This window comes from Streptomyces sp. NPDC088246, from assembly GCF_044741025.1.
GTDB lineage: Bacteria > Actinomycetota > Actinomycetes > Streptomycetales > Streptomycetaceae > Streptomyces.
In genome coordinates this window covers 1-25,921 of record NZ_JBIURV010000043.1, presented here as the reverse complement: position 1 = coordinate 25,921, position 25,921 = coordinate 1, and the positions used below count along the sequence as shown (strand labels likewise).

At 68.6% G+C, this 25,921-nt stretch carries 21 protein-coding genes, 5 pseudogenes and 1 riboswitch; of the genes and pseudogenes, 11 read left to right on the top strand and 15 right to left on the bottom strand.

Annotation, left to right across the window (positions count from 1 at the left end; genetic code table 11):
- Window positions 1–41: 41 nt before the first annotated feature.
- On the top strand, window positions 42–506 hold the full coding sequence (locus ACIPEK_RS36775; RefSeq protein WP_402005461.1) for a MerR family transcriptional regulator: 465 nt from the start codon (window positions 42–44) through the stop codon (window positions 504–506).
- Between the two features lie 27 nt (window positions 507–533).
- On the opposite strand, the gene ACIPEK_RS36770 is transcribed toward ACIPEK_RS36775, so the two are convergent.
- Window positions 534–1,265 (bottom strand): IS630 family transposase, encoded by a 732-nt coding sequence (locus ACIPEK_RS36770; protein ID WP_402005499.1) that lies wholly within the window; start codon window positions 1,263–1,265, stop codon window positions 534–536.
- Between the two features lie 256 nt (window positions 1,266–1,521).
- Here ACIPEK_RS36770 and ACIPEK_RS36765 point away from each other — a divergent pair, with 256 nt between their 5' ends.
- Window positions 1,522–2,142, top strand: coding sequence for a plasmid pRiA4b ORF-3 family protein (locus ACIPEK_RS36765; RefSeq protein ID WP_402005458.1), 621 nt, complete (start codon window positions 1,522–1,524; stop codon window positions 2,140–2,142).
- A gap of 79 nt (window positions 2,143–2,221) precedes the next feature.
- Here ACIPEK_RS36765 and ACIPEK_RS36760 read toward each other — a convergent pair whose 3' ends face one another.
- Window positions 2,222–3,133: a LysR family transcriptional regulator gene (locus ACIPEK_RS36760; protein WP_402005455.1), complete on the bottom strand. Its 912-nt coding sequence runs from the start codon at window positions 3,131–3,133 to the stop codon at window positions 2,222–2,224.
- 130 nt (window positions 3,134–3,263) lie between these two features.
- On the opposite strand from ACIPEK_RS36760, the gene ACIPEK_RS36755 reads away from it, so the two are divergent.
- The 3 genes from ACIPEK_RS36755 (at window position 3,264) to ACIPEK_RS36745 (ending at window position 6,960) form a co-directional block, all read left to right on the top strand.
- Window positions 3,264–4,694 (top strand): MFS transporter, encoded by a 1,431-nt coding sequence (locus tag ACIPEK_RS36755; RefSeq protein ID WP_402005453.1) that lies wholly within the window; start codon window positions 3,264–3,266, stop codon window positions 4,692–4,694.
- A gap of 46 nt (window positions 4,695–4,740) precedes the next feature.
- The gene (locus tag ACIPEK_RS36750) at window positions 4,741–5,223 is read left to right on the top strand and encodes a pyridoxamine 5'-phosphate oxidase family protein (RefSeq protein ID WP_402005451.1); all 483 of its coding nucleotides are present in this window, start codon (window positions 4,741–4,743) and stop codon (window positions 5,221–5,223) included.
- 462 nt (window positions 5,224–5,685) lie between these two features.
- A complete protein-coding gene (locus ACIPEK_RS36745; RefSeq protein ID WP_402005449.1) occupies window positions 5,686–6,960 on the top strand; it encodes an alpha/beta hydrolase family protein in 1,275 nt (424 codons plus the stop codon).
- A gap of 427 nt (window positions 6,961–7,387) precedes the next feature.
- On the opposite strand, the pseudogene ACIPEK_RS36740 reads toward ACIPEK_RS36745, so the two are convergent.
- The 7 genes and pseudogenes from ACIPEK_RS36740 to ACIPEK_RS36710 all read right to left on the bottom strand — a co-directional run.
- Window positions 7,388–7,624: pseudogene (locus tag ACIPEK_RS36740) on the bottom strand (FAD-dependent oxidoreductase); the annotation flags it as partial.
- Between the two features lie 46 nt (window positions 7,625–7,670).
- Complete coding sequence (locus tag ACIPEK_RS36735; RefSeq protein WP_402005447.1) at window positions 7,671–9,560, bottom strand: phosphocholine-specific phospholipase C; 1,890 nt, start codon at window positions 9,558–9,560, stop codon at window positions 7,671–7,673.
- Between the two features lie 4 nt (window positions 9,561–9,564).
- The gene (locus ACIPEK_RS36730) at window positions 9,565–10,254 is read right to left on the bottom strand and encodes an HAD family hydrolase (protein WP_402005445.1); all 690 of its coding nucleotides are present in this window, start codon (window positions 10,252–10,254) and stop codon (window positions 9,565–9,567) included.
- 132 nt (window positions 10,255–10,386) lie between these two features.
- Window positions 10,387–11,523, bottom strand: coding sequence for an ABC transporter ATP-binding protein (locus tag ACIPEK_RS36725; RefSeq protein WP_402005443.1), 1,137 nt, complete (start codon window positions 11,521–11,523; stop codon window positions 10,387–10,389).
- A complete protein-coding gene (locus tag ACIPEK_RS36720) occupies window positions 11,520–12,347 on the bottom strand; it encodes an ABC transporter permease (protein ID WP_402005440.1) in 828 nt (275 codons plus the stop codon). The genes ACIPEK_RS36725 and ACIPEK_RS36720 overlap by 4 nt, the downstream gene beginning before the upstream one ends.
- On the bottom strand, window positions 12,335–13,267 hold the full coding sequence (locus ACIPEK_RS36715) for an ABC transporter permease (RefSeq protein ID WP_371666192.1): 933 nt from the start codon (window positions 13,265–13,267) through the stop codon (window positions 12,335–12,337). Before ACIPEK_RS36715 ends, ACIPEK_RS36720 begins: the two co-directional genes overlap by 13 nt.
- The gene (locus tag ACIPEK_RS36710; protein ID WP_402005496.1) at window positions 13,264–14,424 is read right to left on the bottom strand and encodes an ABC transporter substrate-binding protein; all 1,161 of its coding nucleotides are present in this window, start codon (window positions 14,422–14,424) and stop codon (window positions 13,264–13,266) included. Before ACIPEK_RS36710 ends, ACIPEK_RS36715 begins: the two co-directional genes overlap by 4 nt.
- Before the next feature lie 214 nt (window positions 14,425–14,638).
- On the opposite strand from ACIPEK_RS36710, the gene ACIPEK_RS36705 reads away from it, so the two are divergent.
- The 3 genes and pseudogenes from ACIPEK_RS36705 to ACIPEK_RS36695 all read left to right on the top strand — a co-directional run.
- Entirely contained in the window at window positions 14,639–15,397 is a 759-nt protein-coding gene (locus ACIPEK_RS36705; protein WP_402005437.1) for a GntR family transcriptional regulator, read from the top strand.
- Between the two features lie 49 nt (window positions 15,398–15,446).
- Window positions 15,447–15,786 (top strand): annotated as a pseudogene (locus ACIPEK_RS36700) (ArsR/SmtB family transcription factor).
- A gap of 286 nt (window positions 15,787–16,072) precedes the next feature.
- Window positions 16,073–16,156, top strand: a pseudogene (locus ACIPEK_RS36695) (undecaprenyl-diphosphatase); the annotation flags it as partial.
- Between the two features lie 9 nt (window positions 16,157–16,165).
- On the opposite strand, the gene ACIPEK_RS36690 reads toward ACIPEK_RS36695, so the two are convergent.
- A complete protein-coding gene (locus ACIPEK_RS36690) occupies window positions 16,166–16,699 on the bottom strand; it encodes a SixA phosphatase family protein (protein ID WP_402005434.1) in 534 nt (177 codons plus the stop codon).
- Between the two features lie 4 nt (window positions 16,700–16,703).
- Window positions 16,704–17,042, bottom strand: a complete 339-nt coding sequence (locus tag ACIPEK_RS36685) for a hypothetical protein (RefSeq protein WP_402005431.1) — start codon at window positions 17,040–17,042, stop codon at window positions 16,704–16,706.
- A 33-nt stretch (window positions 17,043–17,075) separates the two neighbouring features.
- Window positions 17,076–17,140, bottom strand: a riboswitch (Fluoride riboswitch).
- Window positions 17,141–17,219: 79 nt separating this feature from the next.
- Here ACIPEK_RS36685 and ACIPEK_RS36680 point away from each other — a divergent pair.
- A pseudogene (locus ACIPEK_RS36680) lies at window positions 17,220–17,348 on the top strand (VOC family virulence protein); the annotation flags it as partial.
- A gap of 96 nt (window positions 17,349–17,444) precedes the next feature.
- Here ACIPEK_RS36680 and ACIPEK_RS36675 read toward each other — a convergent pair.
- Entirely contained in the window at window positions 17,445–17,753 is a 309-nt protein-coding gene (locus ACIPEK_RS36675; RefSeq protein ID WP_402005504.1) for a hypothetical protein, read from the bottom strand.
- A gap of 374 nt (window positions 17,754–18,127) precedes the next feature.
- Here ACIPEK_RS36675 and ACIPEK_RS36670 point away from each other — a divergent pair.
- Window positions 18,128–18,550, top strand: a pseudogene (locus ACIPEK_RS36670) (MFS transporter); the annotation flags it as partial.
- A gap of 182 nt (window positions 18,551–18,732) precedes the next feature.
- Here the strand turns inward: ACIPEK_RS36670 and ACIPEK_RS36665 are convergent.
- Together ACIPEK_RS36665 and ACIPEK_RS36660 are read right to left on the bottom strand one after the other, a co-directional pair.
- The gene (locus ACIPEK_RS36665; RefSeq protein WP_402005428.1) at window positions 18,733–20,427 is read right to left on the bottom strand and encodes a hypothetical protein; all 1,695 of its coding nucleotides are present in this window, start codon (window positions 20,425–20,427) and stop codon (window positions 18,733–18,735) included.
- Between the two features lie 98 nt (window positions 20,428–20,525).
- Complete coding sequence (locus ACIPEK_RS36660) at window positions 20,526–20,744, bottom strand: hypothetical protein (protein ID WP_402005425.1); 219 nt, start codon at window positions 20,742–20,744, stop codon at window positions 20,526–20,528.
- Between the two features lie 170 nt (window positions 20,745–20,914).
- Between ACIPEK_RS36660 and ACIPEK_RS36655 the strand changes: the two genes are divergently transcribed.
- Window positions 20,915–21,106 (top strand): hypothetical protein, encoded by a 192-nt coding sequence (locus ACIPEK_RS36655; RefSeq protein WP_402005422.1) that lies wholly within the window; start codon window positions 20,915–20,917, stop codon window positions 21,104–21,106.
- Window positions 21,107–21,134: 28 nt separating this feature from the next.
- Here ACIPEK_RS36655 and ACIPEK_RS36650 read toward each other — a convergent pair.
- Window positions 21,135–25,921: glycosyltransferase (locus ACIPEK_RS36650; protein ID WP_402005419.1), on the bottom strand; the 4,787-nt coding region annotated here is incomplete at its 5' end.

The window sequence follows — 25,921 nt, the reverse complement described above, 5'->3', positions numbered from 1 at the left end:
AGCTCGAGTTGACTCGAGATCAAGCCCGTATCCTCGGCAACATGGCTGGGAACAAGGAGATTTTGAGCATCGGACAGGTCGCCGAGCGCACGGGATTGAGCGTGCACGCGCTGCGCTTCTACGAGCAGGAGGGCCTGCTGGTCAATCCCGTGCCGCGTGGGCCCGGCGGACGACGCGTCTACAGCGAACAGGACGTGGACTGGCTGAACCTATGCATCATCCTGCGGGCCTCCGGTATGCCCCTGCCAGAGATCCGCCGATACACCGAACTCGCCAGGCAGGGTGCCGGCAACGAGCAGGAACGCATCGAGCTCCTGCGGCGGCACCAGGATCAGGTGGCTGATCAGATGAAGCAGCTCGAGCAGTGCCTGGACCTCATCAATTTCAAGGTCCGGGTGTACGAGGACATCCTCGACGGCGCGGGCGGGCACTCGTGCGATGCTGCTGTACAGCTGGGGAATGAAGAGCGTCGCCAGACCACTGACCCCTTGGGAACGACGATCTAGTGCAGCGCCGCACTGATCCTGCGAGGGTCAGGTGGCCTTGAGTGGGGTGCCGTCGTAGGTCCATCGGAAGCGGCGGGCTTCGTTGTCGTAGTCGAGGGTGAACTCGCGTATCTGGTCGATGAGGTCCTGGCGTGAGGTGAACTCGCCTCGTCGCAGCAGTCGGCGGGCCGGGATCGAGAAGAAGATCTCGACCTGGTTCAACCATGAGGCGTGCTTGGGCGTGTGATGGACGGTGAACCTCGGGTGGGCCGCAAGCCAGGCCCGCGTGGCCTTCGAGACGTGTGACGACCCGTTGTCGAGGACCAGATGGATCGTCAGGGCAGCGTCGATGCTCCGGTCCAGCAGTTGTAGGAACCGGATGAAGGTGACGGAGTCGTTGCGGGCGATGTCCTCGACCAAGACCTGTCCGGTGTGCACGTCCAGGGCAGCCACGATGGACGCGGTGCCGTGGCGTCGGCACTCGAACTCGCGGCGCTCGGTATGGCCGGCCGTGCGGGCCTGGTGGGGCGGCGACGCGAGCGGGCCTGCATGGCGGTCGTCTACGGCAAGGGATTTGGCGATTGACTTGTGGGTCCATTGACTGTCGGGGGCCGGTTTGGCGGAGGTAACCGTGGAGACGATCGCAAGGTCCACCTCGGGCCCGTACCGACGCGGGCGCCCCGGCCTCCTGCGGTCGTCCAGAGCAGCCATGCCCTCGAGGTGGAATCGCTTGCGCCACCGTCGCACGGTGACGATGTGCAATCGGTGGCTGCGGGCGATGGCCCGCGTTGGAGATACCGTCAGCGGCAGCCAGGACGACCTCGGCTCGCTGGATGCGCCGCAGCGGGGCGGAGCGCGAGTGGGTCAACTGCTCCAGGACCGCCCGCTGGTTCTTGTCCCAGACCACCGTGAACGGGCTGTGCGCCGGCATGACCCCACCCCTGGATTCGACGAGCGTCGATCATTGTCGCGCGGACGAACGGCGTCGGCAGCAGACGGCCTCGCGGGGACCGGGGCCGGTGGCAGGATGACGGCCATGGCGAATACCAGGCGCGCGAAGCCGATCTCCCGCTCCCGGACGGCACCCGGAAAGGTCGTCCACAAGATCAAGGTCACCCTGTGTGGCTCCCGGCCCCCGATCTGGCGCCGCCTGGAAGTGCCGTCGAACACCACACTGCAGCAGCTTCACCACCTCATCCAGACGGCCTTCGGCTGGGAGGACTACCACATGTGGGCCTTCGAGATCGGGCACGGCCGGTACGGAATCGCCGACCGAGAGCTGGGGATCCGGAGCGCGGCTTCCAAGCGGCTCGACCAGATCACCCCAAGTGCCGGTGACCGGCTCGGCTACACCTACGACTTCGGCGACGACTGGGAGCACGACATCCTCGTCGAGGCCGTCACCGACGCCGAAACGGGTATCGCCTACCCTCGCTGCCTCACCGGCCGCCGTGCCTGCCCGCCCGAGGACTGCGGCGGGATGTGGGGATACGATTATCTCACCGAGATCCTCGCCGACCCCGGTCACGAAGAACACGACGACCGGCTCGAATGGCTCGGTCTCGACACCGCCGGCCAGTTCGATCCCGCTGCCTTCGACCTGGCAGAGGTCAACAGCGCACTGTCCGGCTTCGCAGCCATCGTGATCGAGAACTGACGCTCCACCGCGTGACATCGATCGCCCCGGCCGCCACGGCAGGGGCGACTCAGACCCGCAGGATCATTGCGGAGCTGCACTAGATGCGGTGGGTGTTCCGCACCACCTCAAGCGCTGTTCGCGCGAAGACCTGGACGGCGCTGGTGTCGTCCCCGGCCCGCCATACCAAGCCGTATCCGATGGGGTCGGCGTCCTCGAACGGAATGTACGCGACGCCGGGCCGGGTGTAATACGCGGCGGTGTGCGCGGCTGACAGCAAGGCCCCTTTGCCGCCGGCGACGAGCAGGAGTGCCTCTTGCATGTTGGTGACGGCCGGACCGTGGCCGATCGGTCTGCCGCTGGGCGTGCGCGCTGGCACATGGTGCTCCAGCCGGTAGTCCGGGAGTTCACCGTCGATGGTCAGCAACAGCACATCGGCCAGATCTTCGAGCGACACTTTCTCCCCGACGGCCAGCGGATGCCTGGACGAAATCGCCAGCACACGCTCCTCCGTGAGCAGGATGGGCCCCTCGCCCAGATCGTCTTCGCGCACGGGGAACTCCGTGAGCTGCACATCGAACTCGCCGTTGCGCAACTGCCCGAACGGGTCCGAGAACGGCACCTCACAGATCTCCACGCCCAACTCGGGGTGGCTGATACGGAGCGCCTCCGCGGCCCTCATCACGATCTCCCCGGCCGGCGGGCTGGAGAACCCGACGTGCAGCACCCCCTTGATACCGCGTTTGATACCGCGCGCGGCGGCGGTGGCCCGTGCGACGGCGGCCTCGACCGCGCGGTAGTGCGGCTCAAGGTCGTCGCGGAGCTGCCGGCCAAGGGCGGTAAGGGCGACGCGGCGGCTCGTACGGACGAACAGCGGGGCGCCGATGCGGCGTTCCAGGCGTTGGACGAGCTGGCTCACCCGGGCGCGCGACAGCCGCATCCGATCCGCCGTGCGGCCGAAGTGCAGCTCCTCGGCGAGGATGAGAAAGCACTCCAGTTCAACGCGTTCCATGTTCGTCCCCAGATCGCCGGATCGGTAAGCCTGGCTGAACGAACGTTGCGATCTTCGCCGTTGTTCCCCCCTCGCGCCTCATCAATGGTGGTGAGCCAAGAACTTCCCTACACACCATCGAGGAATTCACATGCGTGCGCGTGACTGGGGCGTGCTGTTCGTTCTGTGCGGTGCGATCTTCCTGGAAGGCATCGACGTGGCCATGCTCAATGTGGCCCTTCCCTCCATACGCTCCGACCTTGGCATGTCCACTGGTGAGCTGCAGTGGGTGATGAGTGCATACGTCCTCGGCTACGGCGGCTTCATGCTGCTGGGGGGACGGGCCGCCGACCTCTTCGGACGCCGCCAGATGTTTGTCTTCTGGCTCACCGTCTTCCTGCTCTTCTCGGGCCTCGGCGGATTCGCCACCGACGGCTGGATGCTGATCGTCGCGCGGTTCGTCAGCGGCGTCGCCGCCGCCTTCATGACGCCGGCCGGCCTGTCGATCATCACCACGAGTTTCGAGGAGGGCCCGCAGCGCGACAAAGCCCTGCTCGTCTACTCCGGCACCGCCGCGGGCGGCTTCTCGATCGGCCTGGTCGTCGGCGGGCTGCTCACCGCGGTCGACTGGCGGTGGGTGTTCTTCGCCCCGGTCGTCCTGTCCGGCATCATCCTGATCACCGCGCTCGCGCTCATCCCCAAGTCGCCGCGGCCGGATCGGACCGGAGAGAAGGTCGACCTGGCCGGTTCGGTCAGCATCACCTCCGCCATCGTGCTCCTCGTCCTCGGCGTCGAACGTGTCTCTCATGCGGGTATCGGCTGGACTCTCGGGACGCTCGCGGCGGGCCTGGTCCTTCTTGGCGTCTTCATCGCCGTCGAACGGCGCTCGTCCTCCCCGCTCGTACGCCTGGGCATCTTCCGCAACGCCTCACTGGTCCGCGCCAACCTCGCGGGGCTGCTGTTCGCGGCCGGCTTCTTCGGCTTCCAGTTCCTCGTGGTGCTGTATCTGCAGGAGCTGCGCGGCTGGTCGACGCTTCAGACGAGCTTCGCGATGATCGTCATCGGCATCGACGCGATCCTCTCGCCCACCCTCACGCCCAAGCTGGTGAGCCGGTTCGGCAACGCCAGGGTGATCTTCGTCGGACTGCTGCTGGCCGCGCTCGCGTACGCCCTGTTCCTGCCGGTCGGCGCCGACTGGACGTATCCGGTGATGTTCCCGAGCCTGCTCATCCTCGGCCTCGCCTTCGCGCTGGCGTACGGCCCCCTCACCATCGCCGCCACGGCCGGTATCGAGGAGGAGGAACAGGGACTGGCCGGCGGCCTGCTCTACACGTCCTTCCAGTTCGGAGCCGCGCTCGGCCTCTCCGCTGCCACCGCCGTAAACGTCGCCGCCACCGATTCGGATGCGCCAGCGGCTCTGCTCGACGGTTACCACGCCGCCCTGGTCGTCCCGCTCGCCGCCGCCCTGCTCGCCGCCCTCGTCGGCGCTTTCGGGCTGCGGTCCCCGAAGGGCACCGCGGGCACGGTGGTCGCGTTCGACGACGGCGCCGCGAATCGTACGGAGACCTCCGCTCCGCACTGACCCCGCCCGTGCCCCCGCCCCTGCCCCGCCCCCGCAAGGAGCCTTCATGGCCGCCAAAGCCGGTGCCTTCTCCGATATTCAGGACACCTTCTTCGCCTATGTCCGCGACATCAAGTACGCCACGATGATCACCGTCGACCGGAAGAACCGCCCCCGGGCCCGCGTGCTGTTCCCCGTCTGGGAAGTCGTCGACGGCCACCCGGTCGGCTGGCTCGCCGCCTACAAGACCCCCGTCAAGACGGCCCACCTGGCGGGCAACCCGCACACCACGTACGCGTACTGGAGCCCCCGCCAGAACGCCGCTTTCGTGGACAGCGTCTCCGCCTGGGCCGAGGACGAGGAGTCCAGACACCACGCCTGGGATCTGTACGTCAAGGGCAGTCTGCCGGGATTGGGTTACGACCCGGCCCAGTACTGGCGCGGAGGCCCCACTGATCCCCAGTACCACGTGATCCGTATCGATCCCTGGCGGATCCAGCTCGTACGGGGCGCCGACCTGCGCAGCACCATCTGGTACCCCGACAGCTGACGCATTCCGGCCGGTGGGCGACACCCAGGGGTGGGGTCATGCCGGCGCACAGCCCGTTCACGGTGGTCTGGGACAAGAACCAGCGGGCGGTCCTGGAGCAGTTGCCCCACTCGCGCTCCGCCCCGCTGCGGCGCATCCAGCGAGCCGAGGTCGTCCTGGCTGCCGCTGACGGTATCTCCAACGCGGGCCATCGCCCGCAGCCAGCTGAACCGGATCGGCTTCGAGGCATCCGAGCGCCCCTGACCGGCTCCGGTCGGCCACCACCGGCATTCGCGGCGGCCGTCTCCTGCTTGTCTGCCGCTACGCGCATGCCCGAACTCCCCCCGTGCGACGACGGCGAGTGACAAATGTCAGCGAAAACGATGAGAAAACACAGCAGTCCGCCGACAGCACGGCTCCTAACCTTCCGGTAGGGCACCACGTGCCTGCGCACCGCGTGTACCAACCGCGAAGGAGATCGCCATGCAGCGTCCGGCCTCGTTCCCACCGAGCAGCACCCCCAGGACCAGCAGGACCACCGGGATCAGCAGGAGGCGGATGGTGACCACGGGCACCGCGTTCGCCGCGGGACTCGGTGTGACCGCCGCCTTCGGCACCCCCGCCGTCGCATCGTCGCTCCGCCGGACGCCGGGTGATGTCCAGCCGCCTGTACGGCTCGTCCTTCCGCGACCGAGCGGTCCCCATGCCCTCGGCACCGTGGCGCTGCATCTCAGCGACCGGAGCCGCCGGGACCCCTGGATCGCTGCAAGGCCGGTTCGGGAGCTGATGGTTCAGCTCTGGTACCCCGCACGCTCAGCCGCCGGCCTGCCCAGGGCGCCATGGATGACCGGACAGGCCGCCAAGGTCTTCCAGCAGACGGGGTATCTCCTTCCCGAGTACGTCACGCTGCCGGACACGCACGCCCGTATCGGGGCAGCGGCGGACACGCGTGGGGGTCGGCGTCCGGTGATCCTCTGCTCCCATGGGCACGGTCAGCACCGCAGCTCCAGCACTGCGCTGGTCGAGGAACTCGTCAGCCACGGATACGTCGTGGTCACCATCGACCACACATATGACGCCGGGCAGGTCGAGTTCCCTGGCGGCCGGGTCGAGAAGTACGCGATGCCACCTCTCACGGGGGAGGACGACGACCCGACGATCCTCAAGGCGGTCGAAGTGCGGGTGGCCGACACCCGTTTCGTACTGGAGGAGTTGTCGCGGCGCGTTCGGGGCCGCCGGGGTCCGCTCCCGCACGGGCTCGGCGACATCCTCGACCTGTCCAGGACCGCTATGCTCGGCCACTCCCTGGGTGGTGCGACCGCGGCCTCGGCGATGGCGGCAGGGGTGCCGATCGCAGCAGGCGCGAACCTCGACGGCAGTCTCTTCGGTCCGGTGGTTACCCAGGGGCTGCGCAAACCGTTCCTCCTGATGAGCGAGGACGCGGACAGCAATCCGAGCTGGGCGGAGATCTGGCCGCGGCTGCGAGGCTGGCGCCGCCACCTCCGGCTGACCGGTACCCGGCACTTCTCGTACACGGACTACGAGACGTTCATGCCACAGGCCGCCGCGCGGCTCGGAGCGACCGACGAACAGCTGGCCGAGTTCATAGGCCCGCTCGACGGGACACGCGGCATCGACGTCCAGCGGCGCTTCCTGCTCGCCTACTTCGACCTTCACCTGCGCGGCCGTCGCGCCCCGGTCCTCGAAGGACCGTCTCCCCAGTACCCGGAGGTGCGCTTCATCGGCGGTGCCGGATGATCAAGAAAGAATACGTACCCCCGGTTTCGTACGCAGGGTAAAGCGCGACGTGTTCCGGGACCCGCATGACGGAGAAGCGCTTCTTCCTGAGCAGAGGTCGAGTCCAGCGTGAACCGGAACGCCCGAAGCACCACGGACTGCACGTGAACCACCGTCGCGCGCTCGCCCAGTGCAGTTCTTCGAGCGCCTGGCAGCCATCGCCGAACAGCTTCTCCGGCTCCCTGGCCTGCTCCTGGTTCCGCTGCTCGATGGCAGCCTGGATCGCAGGGTCCACGGCGGTGGTCTTTCTGGCCTGGTGGGCTTCGAGAAGACCAACGAGATCACCTGCTTCCAGCCACTGCTGGAGACCCTCGCCGATCTGGCGGGCGTGGTCGTGAACAGCGACGCCATGCACACCCAGCGCGAGCACGCCAGCTACCTGCTCGGCCGAGGCGCGCAGGTCGATGCGGTACGAGCCGATGCCGACGGAGTCCGGGGGGCGGGGCCTGCCGCGCTCGTCGACGACGGCGCGGGAGACGTGGTTCTCGGTGGTGCCGACGACATCATGGCGGAGCCGGAGGCCGGGGAATCCGGTGCCGCCGTCGGGGCGGGGGGCTTCGGTCTGGAGCCAGTAGAGCAGGGAGAGGGAGAGCTGCTTGGCCTCCCGGTGCGCCGTCGCTGCGGTGTCGACTTCGGTGATCGGGCGGAGCGAGCGTGCTGGAATCAACGGATCACGAGACATCAGCCGCAATCGTGTTCGGGGCCGCGTGCACTGTCCCCGCGTACCGCCGGGCGAAGCCCGTGCCTCCGTCCGCCGTGACGGTGATGTCGTACCGCCCGCTGTCCGTGGGCCAGTTCAGGACCACCTTCTCGCGCGGGCCGAGCAGTTGCGTGTGTTCCGTGTCGCCGAAGTCGTTCGGGGCGACGGTGAAGCACACCTCCGAACCGCCGTCGTTGGCCAGCAGCAACTCGACCGAGGCGTTCTCCGGCTTGCCGCCCCGCAGGACCCCTGTCACCCGAGGAGCGGCAGCGTCGTTCTGATCGACTGCGGTCACCGTTCCGGCGAATCGGCAGACGAAGCCGTCGGCGCCGTGAACGGTGAAGTCGTAGCGCCCGCCCGTGCGTACGGCATCCCACACGTAGGTGGCAGTGCTGTGCGGCGCGACAGTGAACGGCGTACCGGCGAACGGCCGCGCGATGTTCGGGAACACCGTGAAGTGGAAGGAGACCGTTCCTTCGTTGGCGAGTGTGCAGGTGACCTTGCCGGTGGCGCTGTCCACAGCGACGTCGGCCCATGGGCGGTACGGCAGCGCCCGGTGCGGACGCGCACCGCCCGGTTCCTGTGTCGGCATGACCTGTGTGCCCGGTGCCGGGAGCTCCACCGGTGGCAGTTCCACCGCCGCGTCGGCCTGCTCCACCAGCGCGTGGGTGTTTGGCAGTACGGGGATCGAGAAGTCGGGCAGGGCGAAGTCGAAGCAACTGGTGAGGTCGCCGCATACAGCGCGACGCCACTCCGAGATGTTGGGTTCCCGCACGCCGGTGACGAGTTCCAGGAAACGCAGGACGGAGGTGTGGTCGAAGACCTGGGAATTGACCCAGCCGCCGCGCGACCACGGTGATATCACCCACAGGGGGACGCGGTTGCCCAGCCCGATCGGCTGCCCGTCCACGAACTCCTCGGGGGTCGCGGCGGGCGGGGACGGCGGCACCATGTGGTCGAAGTAGCCGTCGTTCTCGTCGTACATGACGAGGAAGACGGTGTGCCGCCACACGTCCGGGTTGGCGAAGACCGACTGAAGGGCGGTGTGGACCCAGTGGGCGCCGTAGGCGGGGCTAGCGGTCGGGTGTTCGCAGAAGAGATACGGAGAGACCAGCCAGGACACTGTCGGCAGCGTGCCGTCCTTGCAGTGGGCGTCGAACGCCGACAGGTCCCACTTCGTCATCGCATTGATGTAGCGCGGGTCGTCCTTGTCGAAGGTGTGGAACCGGGCGAAGTACTCCAGGGCGTTGTCCTCGTAGTTGCCGTGGCGCTCGTCCAGTCCGGGAGTGTGGTAAACGCGCCAGGTGACGTTGGCGGCCGACAAGCGTTCTGCGTAGGTGGTCCAGTCGCAGACCGGGTTGTCGGGAAGCGGGGTGTTGTCGATCCACGGGCCGGTCGTGCCGTCCCGGCCCGGGCCGACGGTGCCGGTCCACAGGTAGAGGCGGTTGGGACTGGTGGGTCCGGCCAGTGAGCAGAAGTAGGCGTCGCAGAGTGTGAACGCGTCGGCCAGCGCGTACTGGTAGGGAATGTCCTCACGGGTGAGGTAGCCCATGCTCTGCTCACCCTTGGCCGATGTCCAGCGGTTCATCGCGCCGTTGTTGTTGGCATCGTGACCGGATTCCCAGTCGTGCGGCAGGCCGTCGGCGTTCTGCGCGTTGAACTTCGTGGAGTCCATCCGGTAGGGCAGCAGGAAGCCGCCGTCGGTCCGGGAGAGGGCGGGCTGACGGAAGACGCTGTCGCCGTTCGGGAACGTCAGAGCCTGACGGTCGTCGAACCCGCGCACGCCGTTCAGCGTGCCGAAGTAGTGGTCGAAACTGCGGTTCTCCTGCATGAGGATCACGACGTGGCGGATGTCGTCCATGGGGTCAGTTCCTTTCCGCGGACGTGAACAGGGATACGAGCAGGGGCACATCGACCCGCTCCAGGGAGTCGAGGACCGTCCGCCGTGCTGCGGACGGGATCGGTACGGTGGAGGGCACGACCAGCACCATGCACCCGGCGGCCTCGGCCGCGGCGACACCCGTGGGCGTGTCTTCGACGACTACGCAGGCGCGCGGATCGACGCCGAGGGCTGCGGCCGCGGCGAGGTACGGATCAGGCGCCGGCTTGGTGTGGACCGTGTCCTCGACGGCGATTGTCAACGCGAACCGCTCCTCGCCCAGGGCCTTGCGCACGAGGTCGACGACATGGCGCGGCGACGCGGAGACGATCGCCGTGGGGACCCCGGCCGCGGCCAGTTCGTCCAGCAGGCGCAGCGCGCCCGGTCGCGGGACGACCTCGCAGGCGACTCGGGCGGCGAACGCCGCATCCAGTTCGATGGCGAGCACGTCAGGGGCGGGGACCGCCGGGCCGCCGGTACGGTGCAGGTGAGCTGCGGTGTGTGCGGCCGGCCGGCCCAGCACATGATGCGTGTCGGCGTCGGTCAGTTGCCGCCCGATCCCGTCTGCCACCTGTTCCACGGCCGCCCACCACAGCCGCTCGGTGTCGACGAGTGTGCCGTCCATGTCGAACAGCACGGCAGAGGGAAGGCCGGGTGTGGCCCTGCGATGGTTCATGAGGAGTTTCTCCGGTGCGTGGCGAACGGGCGGAAGCGGAGGCTCCCTGCGTCGAAGGCCGGACAGGTCGGTTGGTTCGTCTGAAACGACGGCTTTGTACGGCGTGGTCGGATCGAGAATCGGCCGGAGCAGTCAGCTTCCACCGCGACCGCCGTTTCCCCAGCTGTGGCGATCCACCAGCACCGGGCGGTCCGGAAGGGTCAGCGTCACCATGGCACCGACAGGGAGTCCGGCCGTCGAGTGAGTCGCCACGTCCGCCATCACCTCCGCGCCTCCGGCCAGCCGTACGGTCAGCCTCGTCGTCGCGCCCAGGAATGTCGCGCCCACGATCTGGGACGTGCCATCGCCGTCCGCCGTGACCCCGATCGCTTCCGGGCGTACCAGTACGTCCACCTCGCCACTTCCACCGTCGGTCCCGACGGGGCCCGGTAGCGTCCCGTGGACCGGTAGCGTGCGGCCGAACGCGCCCACGGTCGTGCCGTCCGCCCCCGGCCGGGCCGGTATCCGGCTCATCACCCCCACGAAATTGGCGACGAACGCGGTCGCAGGGCGTTCGTACAGCTCTGCAGGAGGCGCACACTGCTCCAGTCTCCCGGCTCGCATCACGGCGACCCGGTCGGCCATGGAGAGGGCCTCCTCCTGGTCGTGTGTCACGAACAGTGTCGTGATGCCCAGTTGTTGTTGGAGGCGACGGATCTCCTCGCGCAGCGCCAGCCGCACCTGCGCGTCGAGCGCGGACAGCGGTTCGTCGAGCAGCAGTACGCGTGGCCGCAGTGCCAGAGCCCGGGCCAGCGCGATGCGCTGCTGCTGGCCTCCGGAGAGCTGGCGCGGGAAGCGGGCGGCGTGGTTCGCCAGCCCGACCAGCTCCAGAAGTTCCGCGGCGCGGGCCCGCCGCGCGGCTTTGCCCGTCCCGCTCATCCGCAGCCCGAAGGCGACGTTGTCGATGGCTGTCATGTGCGGAAAGAGGCTGTACGACTGGAACACCATGCCCGCCTCGCGGCGGTGTGCGGGAACACGCGTGATGTCCTCGCCGTCCACGAGCACTTTGCCCGTGTCGGGCCGCTCGAAGCCGGCGACCGTGCGCAATGCGGTGGTCTTTCCGCAGCCGGACGGGCCGAGCAGTGCCAGGAGTTCGCCGGGGCGGACTTCAAGGTCCAGTCCGTCCAGCGCCGTCGTGGTGCCGAAGGCGCGGCGCAGCCCACGGAACTCCACGGTTGAACCGGTCCGCGTCGGCCTGACGGTTTCGGGATCGGTGAGAAGGTCGGTCATGAGTTCTCCTTGGGGCGGCGAGTACGTCCGGCGGCACTGATCATCAGCAGCAGCATCCAGGTGACGAGGAGGCCGACCATCGAGACGGCCACCGACATCTGCGCCTGCGAGCCGCTGGTGGCGACGATCCACACGGCGAACGGCTGATAGCCGAGGACCGCGGCGACGGTGTACTCGCCGAGGACGAGTGCGAGGGTCAGGAACGCCGTGTTGAGCAGCGCCCCGCGAAGGTTGGGCAGCACGACATGGATGAGGGTGCGCGGCCACGGCGCCCCGCAGGACCGTGCAGCCTCGACGAGCACGCGCAGGTCGATGGCGGCGAACCCGGCGTCGAGTGTGCGGTACGCCAGCGGCAGCGCCATCAGCGTGTAGGCGAGCACCAGAACCATGGGGAACTGCGGGTTCTGGAGCGCGACCATGGCTTGGAAGAGCGGGGTGCCGGCAAAGTGGTCCGGTCCCCAGCGCAGCACCGCGCTGATGCCGGCGACCAGGGCGACAGCGGGTACGACCAGCGGCAGCATGCACACGATCTCGACGAGTGTGCGTAGACGCGGCGCGGCCAGCCGCACCGTGACCAAGGCGGGCATGAGCAGCACCAGAACCAGCGCGATGGTGGCCGTGGCCAGTTTCAGGGTCAGAGTGAGGCTGTCGGTGAAGCCGTCGGCGCCGAAGATGCCGGTGTATGCCTCGAAGCCCAGGGCCTGGCGGGGGGCGCCGATTCCGATGCTGAAGGCGATGGCGCATGCGATCGGGACGAGGAAGTACGCACCGGTGAGCAGCAGTACGGCGCTGCGCCCGTATCCGGTCCTGTTCAAGCGAGCCATCGTGTGCTCCTACGCTGCAACGGCACCTGGACGGCCATGACAAGCCCCGCGACCAGCACCATGTCGACGCCGAGCGCCAGGGCTACGTTGTCCTGGCCGACCAGGACGTTGCCGGACAGCGCGTCCGCGATCTGCATGGTGACCAGCGGTACCGAGCTGCCGACCATCGCGGCGGCCGTCGCGTACGCACTGAACGCGGTGCCGAACAGCAAGACATAGCCGCCGAGCAGCGATGGCATGAGAATCGGCAGGGCGACGTGCATCCAGTACCGGAAGGTGCTTGCGCCGTTGTTGTGGGCGGCCTCGCGCCACTGCCGCCGCAGTCCCTCCAGAGCGGGGGCGAGCGTGAGGACCATGAGCGGAATCAGGAAGTAGAGGTAGACCAGGGTCAGGCCCCAGAAGCTGTACAGATTCCAGCCGTGGCCGAGCAGGTGGAAGCGGGTCGTCAGCACCCCGGCGTTGCCGAGCGTCGCCACGAAAGCGAATGCGAGTGGCACACCGCCGAAGTTCGCCAGTACGCCCGCCCCGGCCAGTACCGCCTCGCGCAGCGCGCGGAATCGCGAGGTCACGACCGCGTGGGCGACCGGCAGACCGACGACCGCGGCGATCAGCGCGGAGACGGCGGAGAGCTTGACGCTTCCGATGAGCGCGGTCAGGTAGGGGCCGTGCAGTGAGGCGCTCATGTTCGCGCCGGTGAAGCGGGCCCCGCCGGGCACAGTTTCGGGCGTCGTGAGCGCGCCGAACACCATCGTCCCGGCGGGCAGGCCGAACACCAAGGCGGCGAAGAGGAGCAGCGGCACGGCACCCAGCCAGCCTGCCGAGCGAGGAAGGCGCCACCGCCGGGCGGCACCCGCACGAGTACTGCTTCCGGAGGAGCGGGTCGGGTTGTCGCCTCTGGCGACTGTTTGGAGGGTACTCATTCGCCGGCGCCCCGGCCCCAGCCCTGGACGACGTCCTGCTTGGCCTTGCTGACCTGATCCTCCGTCGGGAAGGCGGTCTTGCCGCCGGGTGCCTGCGGGAGCTTGGCGGCGACGGTGGTGTCGAGCGTGCCGGCCTTCTGCATCGAGGGCATCAGCACGGGGCGGGCGTGGCCCTTGACCCACAGGTTCTGGCCTTCGGGGCTGTAGAGGAACTCCTGCCACAAGCGGGCAGCGGCCGGGTGCGGTGCCCACTTCACGATGGCCTGCGAGTAGTACTGGGCGTACACGCCGTCGGCCGGGACGCTCACCTTCCAGTCGACGCCCTTGGCGCGGAGGTCGTCGACGTATCCGGCGTTGAGGTAGTCCCAGTTGATGCTGATCGGCGTCTCACCCTTCTGGATGGTCGCAGGGCTCGACTCGACAGGATTGAAGTTGCCGGAATTCTTCAGGCGGGCGAAGAAGTCCAGGCCGGGCTTGATGTCGTCGAAGGAGCCCTTGTTGGCGAGTGCCGCCGCGTATACGGCACCGAAGGCCGAGCCGGACTTCGTCGGATTGCCGGTCAGCGCGATCTGGCCCTTGTACTGCGGATCGAGCAGGTCGGCGAAGGTCTTGGGGCACTTCTTGACGCGGGCCGCGTCACAACCGATCGAGACGTAGCCGCCGAAGTCGTTGTACCAGCGTGCCTGAGCGTCCTTCTGCTCCTTCGGGATCTGGTCGAAGGCGGAGACGCGGTACTGCGCCAGCAGGTTCTGCTGGGCCGCGCTGATGGCGAAGGCGCTGCCCACGTCGATGACGTCCGGAGACCGGTCCTGTCCCTTGCGGGAGGTGACTGCGGCGATCTCGTCCTGGCTGGAGGCGTCGGGGTTCTCGACCTCGACCTTGATCCCGTACTTCTTCTCGAAGGTGTCGATGATCTCGCCGTAGTTCGCCCAGTCCCGAGGAAGGGCGATGGTGTTCAACTTGCCCTCCTTCTTCGCGGCTGCGACGAGAGCGTCGAGGCCGCCGGCATCCTGTGCCGAGACGGCGGTCGCGGCCTTGCTCCCGCTATCGCTTGCCCCATCTGCACTGGTCAGGCCGCATGCGCTGAGTCCCAGCGCGGCCGCGGCAAGGACACAGAAAAGGCCTGCCGAGGGAAAGCGGTGCAGTCTCAATGGAATCTCCCAGTGGAATAAGTTGGCTGTACAACTTGACTCATTACCTCGGGAGGCGGTGTACGGAAGATGAACGCCGGCGAACGCACGGAGAAGCCTCTCGGGAAGAGATCGCGGGCTGTGCGGCGGGAGGGGCCTGATCGGTGAGCCACGTTCGGGAGCGGATAGGCTCACGTTCCACAGCAGCGGCGATGGGCGGCTGAGGGAGAAGGAGAGCGGAATGACGGTCGCGGGGGGCGGCACCACCGGAGCCCGGTACCGGCGGCTGGCGGCTGACCTGCGCGAGGCCATAGTTGCCGGCGCCTACGGGTCGGACGGCCGGCTGCCCAGCGAGGAGAAGCTCGCCCAGCAGTACGGCGTCTCACGCGGCACCGTCCGTCAGGCGCTGGCCGTGCTGCGCACCAACGGCCTGGTCACTTCCCGACGTGGCACGCGCCGCGTCGTGCTCGGCACCGCACGTACGCAGAGTTTTTTCGAGTTGCTGAGTTTCACCCGATGGGCACGCTCGCTCGGAGAGGAACCGGGCAGCCGCACGATCGACATCGAACGCCGTCCCGCAGAACCGTTGGAATGCGAGCAGCTCAGCCTCGCTCCGGGGTCGCAGATACACCGGGTGCTCCGGCTGCGGACGCTGTCGCGTGTTCCAATCATGATCGAGAGGACTCTCTACCCCGAGCGGATCGGCGCCCTGATCGAGCGCCTGGATCCCCACGCGATCTCGCACACCGATCCACTGGCGGAGGAGGGAGTGGTGTTCGCGGACACGGAACACACCATTGACCTCGTCTACGCCGATGCCGACGACGCGCGCCTCCTCGGCTGTGCTCCGGACGCGCCGCTGATGCGGGAGCGGCGGCGGGCCACGGACCAGGCGGGCAGACCGTTGATGTGGTCGGACGACCGCTTTCTGCCGGGCACGATTGCTTTCACGGTGCACAACTCAGTGGCGACGACTGCGCTGTCGCGCCGACGCGGCTGAGCTGACCGGCCGTCATTGCCGTCGTCCGCCGTGCGAGGGTGGCCGGCTCATGTCCGGCGCCGACCGGCGAACTGGGCCCACTCGGGTTCCGGCATTCCCGGCCGCGGTGCCGCCACGTCCGCCGTCGAGGCTGTACATCCTTGCCCGCCTTCAGGAGGGGCCGTGCGCGGCCGGTGAACTCGCTGACGCGGTGGGCATGGAGCAGTCCGCCTGCTGCGCAACCTCGACCTGGTCACCGGCGAGCGGCGGGGCCGCTCCATCATCTACAGCCTGTACGACAACCACGTGTGGCCGAACTCCTCGAACAGGCCCTCTATCACGTGGAACACCTGCGACTCGGCCTGCACGACACCCCCGCCGACACCAACACGGCGGCCGCCGTGCCCTGACCACCCCGGCCACTGACGGATACGCTAAGAACCTCCTGGTGATCGGTTCCAAACTGGACACCGACGACGCGGACCCCGTTACCTCCGCCACAGTCCACCCCGCATTGCCTCGCCTGCCGGGGCACCGGCGCCCAACTCACCTCACTTCGCCGGCTGTAGACCGCGCCTTCGGCATCTCGTGTAGCCCTGCGCGACCGTGGACAAGAGGGGAGGGCCGCTTCGCCCCGGACATCGACCGCCCTGAGGACGTGCTCACCGTGCTGGTGGAGTCGATCACGGACGCGGGCTACACCTCGTTGCCAAGCACTCCTTCGGCGCCTTCGTCATCTACCGCATCGTCGTCGGCGTCCTGCTGTTCGGGCTGCTGGGGCGGGTGTCCTCAACGCGTGGCGGTGAAGCCGCGGGGGACGGCGAAATCAGCGAGCGCCGCTGTGCCCGGCGCGAGCTGGGCCCATGTGCCCGGCAGCACCAATACCGCGACAGCGGAGGTCGGGAACTTCTCGCGGGCCCGCGCAAGTGCCTCGTCGTCCCCGCCTCCCACCAGGGACAGGACCACGTCCTGCACGCCGGGCTGGTGGCCGATCAGCAACACGGTCCGCCGCCGCTCAGGGACTTCGCGCACGAGGGCGACCAGGGCGGACGCGCTCGCCTCATACGCCCGCGGCTCGAACACCACCTCCGGCGACGCGTCCAGTTGGGCCGCGACCAGACCCCACGTCTCCCGGGTACGCCGGGCGGTCGAGCAGATGACCAGGTCGGGCACGCAGTGTGCCTCGTGCAACCAGCGTCCGGCCGCAGGGGCGTCCCGGCGGCCCCGGCCCGCGAGCGGGCGTTCCTGATCGGGTACACCGTCCGGCCAAGCCGACTTGGCGTGCCGCAGCACGATCAGCCGGGCCGGAACAGACCTGGACACGGTCTCACCCCGCTTCGGGCAGTGGAACGCGCCCGATCTCGCGTATGAGTTCCAGGCCGAGTATCCGGTCCAGAGAGGCGAAGGTCTCGAACTTCGCGCCCTCGGGCATGCCGTCGGCCGCCTCGGGCCAGGCCGCTATCTCGTCCCCCGGCAGTGCCGGCTCCTGCATCAGGACCATGGTCTGGATAGGGCGGCCGTCCGTGTCCAGGGTGTCCTCGACGCACCCCTTGCCCACAGGCCAGCCGCTGCGACCCGTCGCATCGGACTCGTCCGACACCGGACCGTCGTGCCTGCCGATGGAAGACCAGATGGTCGATTCGACTGCGACGGTGATACGAGGCACCGCCCCCCACCTCCCGTAATGCCAGAAGAACGGGATCACGCAGAGGCCATCAGCGCCGTGGTGGCGCGCTTACGGCGAGCCTCATCGCCGGATGTCTCCATTGTCCTGCGCGGGGGCAGGCGTCACAACTGCCGCACCCTGGCCGGACAGAAGAACGTTCTCGGTACTCGGTAGACTTCCGGCGTCTTCACGGTGCTGGGCGGTCCCGGCAAGCGCTTCGGCGCGCAGGGCACCGCGGTCTCCCTCTATGTGCAGGACCCGGACGACAACACCGTGGAACTGCGCTGGTACCCGCAGGAAGCCTGAGGATACCCACGGCGACCCATCGGGCACCCCCTGACCCCGCACGATCGCTGGACTTTGCAGGACTCCGAACAAGTCGCCTGATTGCCCCAGGCGACGTCAGGTTGACCCGGACTGAATGGTTAGCTCTGCGCCTACGGCTACGTTCAGTGATGGGCACTCGGACGCGAGGGCGCCGCGATCAGGGCCGAGTTCAGCCTGATTTCCCGGCCACGCCCAGCACGTCTTTTTCCGGTGCTGGTTCGGTGCTGACTTTCGTGTCGCTGTCCGGGAAAACTGCAGGTCGTAGCGCTGATCCGATGAGTTGTCGTACCACTCGATGGTGGTGCCGATGAGGCTCGCGGCGACGATGCGCTTGAGCGAGCGGGCGGTCGGCGGGGCGGATGCCGAGGCAGCCATGAACACCACTTCCGGACGTTGGCGGGGACGGTTTCGTGTCGCCACACCGTAGGAATGGGCAGGTCAGAGGCACATGTGGCGGGACACCATAGTTCTCGGGCCGGGTGTGCGCGGGGCCACCATGACAGGCACGTCGAGACTGCTTCGAGGACCGTACTGAAGGCCGGCAGGCGTCTGTCCGAGTTGCGTTGTTCGGCACGGTTCAGTGCCGAGGTGCTGCCTCCCGTGCTGGTTTGGCGCTGACATGAAACCGCATGTCAGCACCCCTGATCACCTGTCCCGTGCTGACTTGGTGCTGACTACGCGGAGTTGAACTTCGGCATTCGGGGCGGATCGGACGGGTAGTGCAGTGCTCCCCGCCTCCGCGCGACTGCCGTCAGGCCCGGATCGTCGACCGGTTCGGGGCGGTACGGACGGTGCGGGTCGGCGGTGTGCCGGCGGCCGTCGAAGGACTGCTGGTCGTGCTGTCGCCCGACCCGGCGGTGGCGCTGTGCGGCTTCGGGCTGCTGGGTCTCGGCGTGGCGGTCGTGGTGCCGCTGGCCTTTGCCGCGGCCGGGTGCAGCGGGCCGAACCCGAGCCAGGCCATCGCGGTCGTGGCCACCATCACGTACACCTCGGTGCTCATCGCCCCGTCGGTGATCGGCTCGCTCGCCGAGGCCACGTCACTCGTCGTGTCGTTCGGCCTGGTGACGGTGCCCGCGTTCGGTCTGATCCTGGGGGCCGGAGTGCTGAGGGCGGGCGACCGCAACGTCGCCGGACCGGACACCGTGCCGGCCAGGAGCGCGGCGGAACGCGGCGGGAACTGAACACGGCCGGGGGAGCCCGTGGCACCACAGCGGCACGAGTGCGGCAGGTGTCCTGATCACGGAGGTGAAGGCCTCCTGGAGATCGGGGCGCCTGCCGCGTTCGTACGTTGCGCGGGGCGCGGGCGGACCGGTCCGCCGGCCGGTTACGCAGCCGGTTTCTCAGTGGTGTCCGAGCCGGTTTCTCAGCCGGTGCAGGTCACCTTCAGCGCGGATATCGCGTGGTGCTCGTAGTTGTTGTCCTCGCCCCGGTCGTGCAGTTGCACGGAGAGCTTCTTGGCGTCGACGGAGAAGGTGCCCGGCACGTTGTACCAGGTGCCGCGACGCTCCTGTTGGCGGACGTAGTAGGAGCCGACCAGGTTGCTGGTCCTGGGCAGGAACCGGTCGTACACGGTGTAGTAGCTCGGGTTGCCACCGACCCGCACGATGTCGGAACTCCCGGGCACGTGGACGGAGATGCTGCACTTCCTGGCGGTGGCGGGCAGGTCGAACAGCCAGGTCGCCGATCCGCCCGAGTCCTTGGAGGAACTGCCGGACATGGGCATGGAAAGGTACTTCCCCGCGCAGCCGTAGCCGCCGAAGCCACCGCTGTGGGTGGCCCAGCCCTCCTTGCCGTCGCTGTAGTAACCCGACTTCTGGAAGCGCTGGGTGGGGCACTCCGGTCCGGACACGCCGCTGTACACCACGGCGGGTGCCGACTTGGGCGCCGAACCGGCCGAGGGGGCCTTGGCGGGAGTGTCCGAGCCCGTGCCGGCGGGGGCCTTGTCGCCGGAACCGCTCTTCTCCGTCTTGTCGGCCGTGCCCGTGGTGCTGCCCTTGCTGCCCTTGCTGCCCTTGGCGCCCTTGGTCTCCGCCTCGGCCGACCCGCCCGCGGGCTTCCGCCCGTCCCCCGTGTCCGCGCGTACGTCACCGACGGGGCCCTTGTCACCCCGGGCCGGGGTAGCACCCGGCTTGTCGCCACCGGCGGCCCGCTTGCCCTCGGGGCTGTCGGGGTCGGTGCCCGGTACGTAACCACCGGCCCGGCCGTCCTCCTTCCATGCCGCCGCCGCTTCGCGGCTCTCGGGCTCGGCTTCGTCCTTCTGGGCGCCCGCCACGACGAACGGGGTCGCGAGAAGCAGCGCACCGGCGAAGGCGGCCGCGACCACCATCGGGCGCGACAGCCGGCCGGGGCGCTCCGGGGCACCGCCCTCCCCCGCCGCGGCACCGCCGGGAGGGCTGGACGAAGCCGCGGCGGAGACGGCGGCCGTGGCGGTGGCCCGACCGGCCGCGACGGCCGCCGCGGTGGAACCCGCCGTCGAGGCAGCGACAGCCGGCTCCGTCGCGGTCTCCGTGGAAGCTGTCTCCCTGGATGCGGAGGGCCCACCCGCGGGCGTCGATTCCGCGGCGGCCGTGGCGGACGACGACGTGCTCGCCTCGGCCGTCTTCCTGGCGGTGCTCTCCGCGACACCCGACGAGGCCGCGGAGGCAGTGCCCGCAGCAGTGGTGGTGGCGGTGGTGGCCACCACCGCGGTCTCTCCGGCCGTCGGTGCCGCCTCTTCCTGGGCAACCGCCGAGTCCTCACCGCCCGGTTGTTCCTCGGGCTCGGACGTGGTCCTGCCGATGGAGACCCCGGCCGCGTGCACCACCGCCGGGGTCTGGGCCGCGGGTTCCTCGGCCTCCTCCGGGCCGGACTTCGACGAGGTCGGTGTCCGCGCGCCGCCGTCCTTGCCGCCGGTGACCGAAGTGCCCCCGCCCTCTGTCACCGTGCGGGACGAGGGCGCGGACGGGGCGCCTATGCTCCCGGGAACCGCGCCCTGCGAACTGTCCGGAACCGTTCCGCCCGAGGCCCCGCCCCGGCCGTTGCCGGACTCACTCTCCTCGCTGGACCGCTCTCGCTTCACAGGTCGCCCCTCTTTCCCTGTCATTGATTCTCTTCATTCTCTTCGTTTGCTGATGAGAGCACTCGATACCCGCCCGCACCAGGCGATGTGACGGCATGTCACATCTGCTCGTAACCCTGGTTCTCGTTTTCGGCCGTCAGCCAGTCCATGGCGTCGCGCAAGTGCCTTCCCTGGCGCTGGAACCGCGGGAACTCGCCGCGTATGTGGTTCATCACCCCGAACTCGTCACGCAGGTGGACATTGAGCACCTGGAGCAGGGGGATCGGCCCCGAGGACGCCGGGCCCGACAACTTCATGGCCTCCAGGGTATCGAGCATTTCGATGTTGTCGGTGACCTTCGAGTGGCTCCCCCGCCACGATCCACGCACCGCGGCGCTGTGCGACGGGGTCCGCGAGCAGACCCAGCACACCCCTGACGCCGTCGGAGCCGTTCGACAGTCCGGCGTGGCCGACCTCGGTGTCGGGCGCGTACCAGAGACGTCCGGGTATGGCACGTGCCGCGTCCGTCACCACGCTCCCGCCGTCGCCACTGCGGATCTTCGCCGTCTCGCACGCGACCAGTACGACCGGAGCCGAGGGCTGCGCCGGGTCCCTGAGCGTCTCCATGGAACGCGCGAAGCCGACGACATCGGGCGAGGCATCCCGGGGCGCCCAGTGCAGCGGGGTGTGTGACGCGTAGCCCAGCGTCCGGCCGTCGGTGTCACGCATCACCCGGAGGCCTCCGCAGACCTGGCCGAAGGAGACCTGACGTCCGTCCGTGGAGTTGGGTCGGGGCCCCCGAGCCCGTGGTACATCCGCATGACCTCGGGCGAGAACGGCTTCCCGTACACCAGCCCGGTGAAGACCTCCGCCACGAACTCGCGGGGGTTGCCGGCGGCGTAGGCGCTCACCCCAAGGGCGTGAGCCTGATGGGGTACGGCGTCGCCGTCCTGCCCGCTGCGGCCGGCGAACTGTGTGAAGGCCAGATCGTGGTACTGGGCCCGGGCGTTGACGTAGTGCAGGAAGTGGCCCAGTTCGTGCACCATCGTGCCGACGCCGGAGGGGTCGAGCTCGGTCGAGAGATAGCGGTACCGCTTGTCGGCGAGCTTGTTGGTCAACGGATTGCCGACGACATCGGGCGACGCGATCACCGCGTTGGGTGCGAGGTACTCGGCGCGCTGTAGCCGGCCCCCGCTCCGCTCGGCGACATGGTCGTTGTGGACTTCCAGGAACCGGCCGTACTTGGGCAGGTGCAGTTCGACATCGGGAACGTGGAAGCCGGCCTCCTGCACTGTGATCACGGCCTTGCGGAAGTTGTCGATCCGAGCGTCGCGGAGGCTGTCCGTGGGGTCCCCGTGGACGGTGACCTGCGTGCCGTGGACGTCCTCGACCACAGGCGTCAGGTTCCCGAGGTGGGAGCCGGTGTCGAGTGCCTCGGCCTGGTTGGCCCGGTCGAGATAGGAGTTGAGTTCGGGGTAGAGCGTGGAGCGGGTCAGGTCGTTGCGGGCGCTGTCCATCAACTCTCTTACACGATCGGCGGACACCCGCGCCTCGACGGTCACCCCACCAGTCGCCGCTTGGTCCCGCTTGGCCGCCAACTGCTGGCGCGAGAGCTCATCGGCCGCGTCGAGCGCATCGTCCGACAAAGCGCCGTGGTGGGTGCGGTCGCCAGTGAAGATGTCGTGCGTGGTGTTGTTCGCAGGATCGACCCGATCCGGCGCCCGTCGGCTCGCGAAGTCGCTCACATCAGGATGGATACGGGCGTACCGGTCGAGAAGTTGTGCCTGGTGCGCGCGCTCGGCGATGCGCTGGTGCAGATCGTCCCGCTCGGACCGGACGTGCGCGGTGAGGCGGTCGACCGCCTCGGCACGGTCGCTGGGGCCGTTCTTGCCCGACTTCCACGCTTCCACGGCATCGAGGATGGCATCCAACTGACGCTGGTTGGTGTCATGGGCACCAGGCAGCTGCCGGCCGCCGTTCGCCCACTCGTGGACAGCCGTATCGATGCTCCGCAGAGCGTTGGAGCGCCGCGCCCGCGGCAGCGTCGACAGAGCCCGCCAATTGTCGATGATCTCGCTGTCCCCGACACCGCGGCCATCGGTCGGGAGCGTGCCCGGCGTTGCCGTCGTCGGAGCGTCAGCGGGGGTACCGGGTGAGCGTGACGTGGGCCAGCGGTCAAGGGTCGGGTCGGTGGTGGGGCGGTGGTCGCGCTGGACCGCGGGGTTCTCGCCCCGGGCGGTGAGGGGGTGGTCGTGGAAGACGGTGCTGCGGTCGACGGTGTCCTCGATGGCTGCCAGATAGCGCTCTGGCAGCGGCGCCAGGCGCGCGGTGTCGGCCATCAAGCCATCGGTGTGGACGGCCACGCTGTCCGCGTTCCGGCGGAAGAGGAAGTCCCGGTCCCGGTACTCGTCGGGCAGGCCCAGATAGTGCAAGACCTCGTGGATCATCACCGGCAGATACCTGTGGTCCTCGGTGGCCGGCCCGAGGTTCCAGTGCCGCTGGTCGGAACGACCGGGGTTGTCGGACCGGCTCACGATCACATGCTCGGGGTGATCGTCGTCATGGACCAGTCGCAGCTCGACATTGAACTGATCACCGGAGCGCGGAAGCGCGTAGCCGACTGCGTTGAAGTGCTCGTCCAGCGCGCCCTGGACGCCTGCCCGAAGGCCGGCCAGATCCTGCTCGGACAAGCCACTGCCAGCCAGGCGGACGGGGAGCGTCACGACATGGTCGCGCACCCATGTGCCGTTGTGGGCCTCGATGCGGGAGACCTCGGCGCGCATCAGGGTCTGCGAGCCGGCCAGCGTGCCGGGAACACGGTGGCGGCCCATGGCGTCGACGGCCGGGTCGAACCTCTCGACATGCAGACGCCCGACATGCCCCGACGGCACTTCCTTCCGACGCTCCACCCAGGTCGAGGGGTCGGCGGGGAAGGGCACCTGGCGAGCTGGACGGCTCAGCACCTGCCCATCTGACGGGCTATCGGGAACATGCGGCGGCGCCATGCTGACCGAAGGTCCTGCCGTCGGCTGCTCGACAACCGGTCCGTCCAGCTGGCGCTCACTTTCCGCGGTGACCCAGTGGATTCCCTGGAAAGCCTCCAGCACGCGGGGGGAGAACAGCGCTATCGCCTCCTTCCGCTGGAATGTCGGATAGGAGGAACCATCGAACTCGGCAACACCCTCCGCACCCGCCTTCATGGCGAACCGCTGGAGCGGAGGGAACTTTTCGCCACCGGGGATCCGGTCCTCGATCATGGCGGGGCCACTGATCTGCGGTGCCAGGTTCTTGAGCTCCTTGGGGAACTGCGACGTATCCACGGAGGACACCTCCATGTGCTTCCGCAGGGCGGCGAAGTTCTTGGGAATCGCCTCCAGGAGCGAGGTGATGAACTCCGATCCCGGTGGCGCGACGATGAGGTGGTTGCCGAGGACTCCCGCGTCCCACCGAAGCCGCGCCGCCAGATCCACTTGCTCGTTCCGGTCGGCGGGAGCGTCCACCCCTGCCCTGGCCAGCGCGTCGGCGACGCTGGCCATGTCCCGCACGCGCGGGGCGAGCAGTGGAAGATCGCCCGAACGCATGGTGATCTCTTCCATCGAGGACAGATCCACGGTTCCCGGATGCAGGTCCACGTCGGCGTAGACCCCGCCGAGCCGCTCAAGGATCACGTAGCGTGCGATGTCGGAGGCCAGGTTGTATGCCCCATTCGCCACAGCCGTCTCGTAGACCTCGAGCACTTGCGGCCGGTCCGTCATGCGCAGGGAATCAAGCGCATCCTGGTGGACGGTGACGATCTGCTCAAGACGCGTGCGCACCGGTCCGCTCCACTCGGCGTACGTCGCGTCGGTCCACAGGTGCTGTTCCCAGCTGCCCCCGGCCGATCGTGCCCACGCCTCAAGGTTGTTCAACGCCCCCGCGCTGGGCTCCTCGCCCATCCAGAAGAAGTGAATGTCCTTGGGCACCGGGGTGAGCGCACCGGCGGGCGTTGTGATCTCGGCAACCCGCTCCGCGTAGCGCGATTCGAGCTCACCGCGCAGTACGTGAAGGTTCTGGAGCTCCAATCGGCGCAGCAGGAGCCGGACTCGGGCATCTTGGCCACCCCTCACAGACTCGTCGACGTAGTCCATGAGCGCCTCGCGCCGGTCGGCGTCGAGTTGCGTCCGGTCGTGCGCCAGCAACCGCAGTACGCGTGCGGGCCCGTCGGCCACCGCCCAGATCCGGACCGTACGACGGGCCGCACGAGCCTCCGCCGCGGTCAGCGACTCCACGGGCGTCTCGGGAACCGGGGCAGCGGACTCGCCCTGGCCCCGGGACCGGGGAGCCTGGAGCAGGGAAGTGGCGGTCAGAGTATCCGGATCTCCGCTCCGCAGCCGGGAGATTTCTTCGTTCAATTGGCTGCGCAGCACGTTCCACACCGCCTGAGCACGCTCCAACCCGGAGTCGGCTCCACTCGACATTCCGCGCAGCGACTGCCATTTGCTGCCGTTCCCGCCTCCTTCGACGTAAACCCGGAGCGGCTTCTCGTCGTGGGTGGCCCGGCGCACCGCTTCGGCGGCGACCGAAGCCGAGAAGTCCTCGATCTTGGTCAGTTGGTCTTCCCGGGGTCGCTTCGAACCCTCCCCGAAGGCGATCTCCGCGGTCGTATGGAAGGGCTCCCCCGACGGGGGTGAAGCCGACGGCACCACGTCGCCGCCCTCCGGCGCGCGAGAGGTCGGCCAGCGGTCGGCCTCGTGGGGCGCCGGTGGTGTGGGCTCTGTCTGCTCGGCCTCCGGGCTGCTCTGCGCCAGGTCGTCGGACATCACCTGCTCCGCACTGTTCCGCGGGGCGGAGTTGAGGGTTTCGAAAATCATGTCCGAGAACGCGGTGGTGGGCGGTACCGGTTCCCCCTGCGTGTCGGGGACGAAGGCGGGGCCGGTTTCGAGTGACTCTCCCGCCACGATCCACGCACCGCGGCGCTGTGCGACGGGGTCCGCGAGCAGACCCAGCACACCCCTGACGCCGTCGGAGCCGTTCGACGGTCTGACATGGCCGACCTCGGTGTCGGGCGCGTACCAGAGACGTCCGGGTATGGCACGTGCCGCGTCCGTCGCCACGCTCCCGCCGTCGCCACTGCGGATCTTCGCCGTCTCGCACGCGACCAGTACGACCGGAGCCGGGGGCTGCGCCGGGTCCCTGAGCGTCTCCATGAAACGCGCGAACCGGGCACCGTCGACGACCAGGGGCTTTTCGCCCACCACATGGAGTTCGATGCCGTTCTCGGTGCCGTGCGCGTCGAAGAACAGCGGCCTGACCGGCTCCTTCGCATCCCGTGCCGGTGCGTCGGCCTGCCAGGGGACCTCGTTGGCCGGGGAGTCCGTGTCGCTGTCGGTGTCGAGTACGGCACCCCCTTCGTCCGTGGCCCGGTAGTGCGCGAACAGGACCTCGTCGGCGCGGTACTTCGTGTAGAAGTCGTTGCGTGGGGCCCAGTCCCGGTCGCTGTGCGAGGCGTATCCGATGACCTCGCCCGTGGCGTCCC

Bases quoted from the DNA above. Each gene is read 5' to 3' on its own strand.
- ACIPEK_RS36755 (WP_402005453.1), top strand. From the start codon at position 3,264: ATGCGTGCGCGTGACTGGGGCGTGCTGTTCGTTCTGTGCGGTGCGATC.
- ACIPEK_RS36765 (WP_402005458.1), top strand. From the start codon at position 1,522: ATGGCGAATACCAGGCGCGCGAAGCCGATCTCCCGCTCCCGGACGGCA.
- ACIPEK_RS36725 (WP_402005443.1), bottom strand. From the start codon at position 11,523: ATGACCGACCTTCTCACCGATCCCGAAACCGTCAGGCCGACGCGGACC.
- ACIPEK_RS36745 (WP_402005449.1), top strand. From the start codon at position 5,686: ATGCAGCGTCCGGCCTCGTTCCCACCGAGCAGCACCCCCAGGACCAGC.
- ACIPEK_RS36750 (WP_402005451.1), top strand. From the start codon at position 4,741: ATGGCCGCCAAAGCCGGTGCCTTCTCCGATATTCAGGACACCTTCTTC.
- ACIPEK_RS36760 (WP_402005455.1), bottom strand. From the start codon at position 3,133: ATGGAACGCGTTGAACTGGAGTGCTTTCTCATCCTCGCCGAGGAGCTG.
- ACIPEK_RS36730 (WP_402005445.1), bottom strand. From the start codon at position 10,254: ATGAACCATCGCAGGGCCACACCCGGCCTTCCCTCTGCCGTGCTGTTC.
- ACIPEK_RS36705 (WP_402005437.1), top strand. From the start codon at position 14,639: ATGACGGTCGCGGGGGGCGGCACCACCGGAGCCCGGTACCGGCGGCTG.
- ACIPEK_RS36715 (WP_371666192.1), bottom strand. From the start codon at position 13,267: ATGAGTACCCTCCAAACAGTCGCCAGAGGCGACAACCCGACCCGCTCC.
- ACIPEK_RS36775 (WP_402005461.1), top strand. From the start codon at position 42: ATGGCTGGGAACAAGGAGATTTTGAGCATCGGACAGGTCGCCGAGCGC.
- ACIPEK_RS36655 (WP_402005422.1), top strand. From the start codon at position 20,915: ATGGCACGTGCCGCGTCCGTCACCACGCTCCCGCCGTCGCCACTGCGG.
- ACIPEK_RS36720 (WP_402005440.1), bottom strand. From the start codon at position 12,347: ATGGCTCGCTTGAACAGGACCGGATACGGGCGCAGCGCCGTACTGCTG.
- ACIPEK_RS36660 (WP_402005425.1), bottom strand. From the start codon at position 20,744: ATGCTCGATACCCTGGAGGCCATGAAGTTGTCGGGCCCGGCGTCCTCG.
- ACIPEK_RS36735 (WP_402005447.1), bottom strand. From the start codon at position 9,560: ATGGACGACATCCGCCACGTCGTGATCCTCATGCAGGAGAACCGCAGT.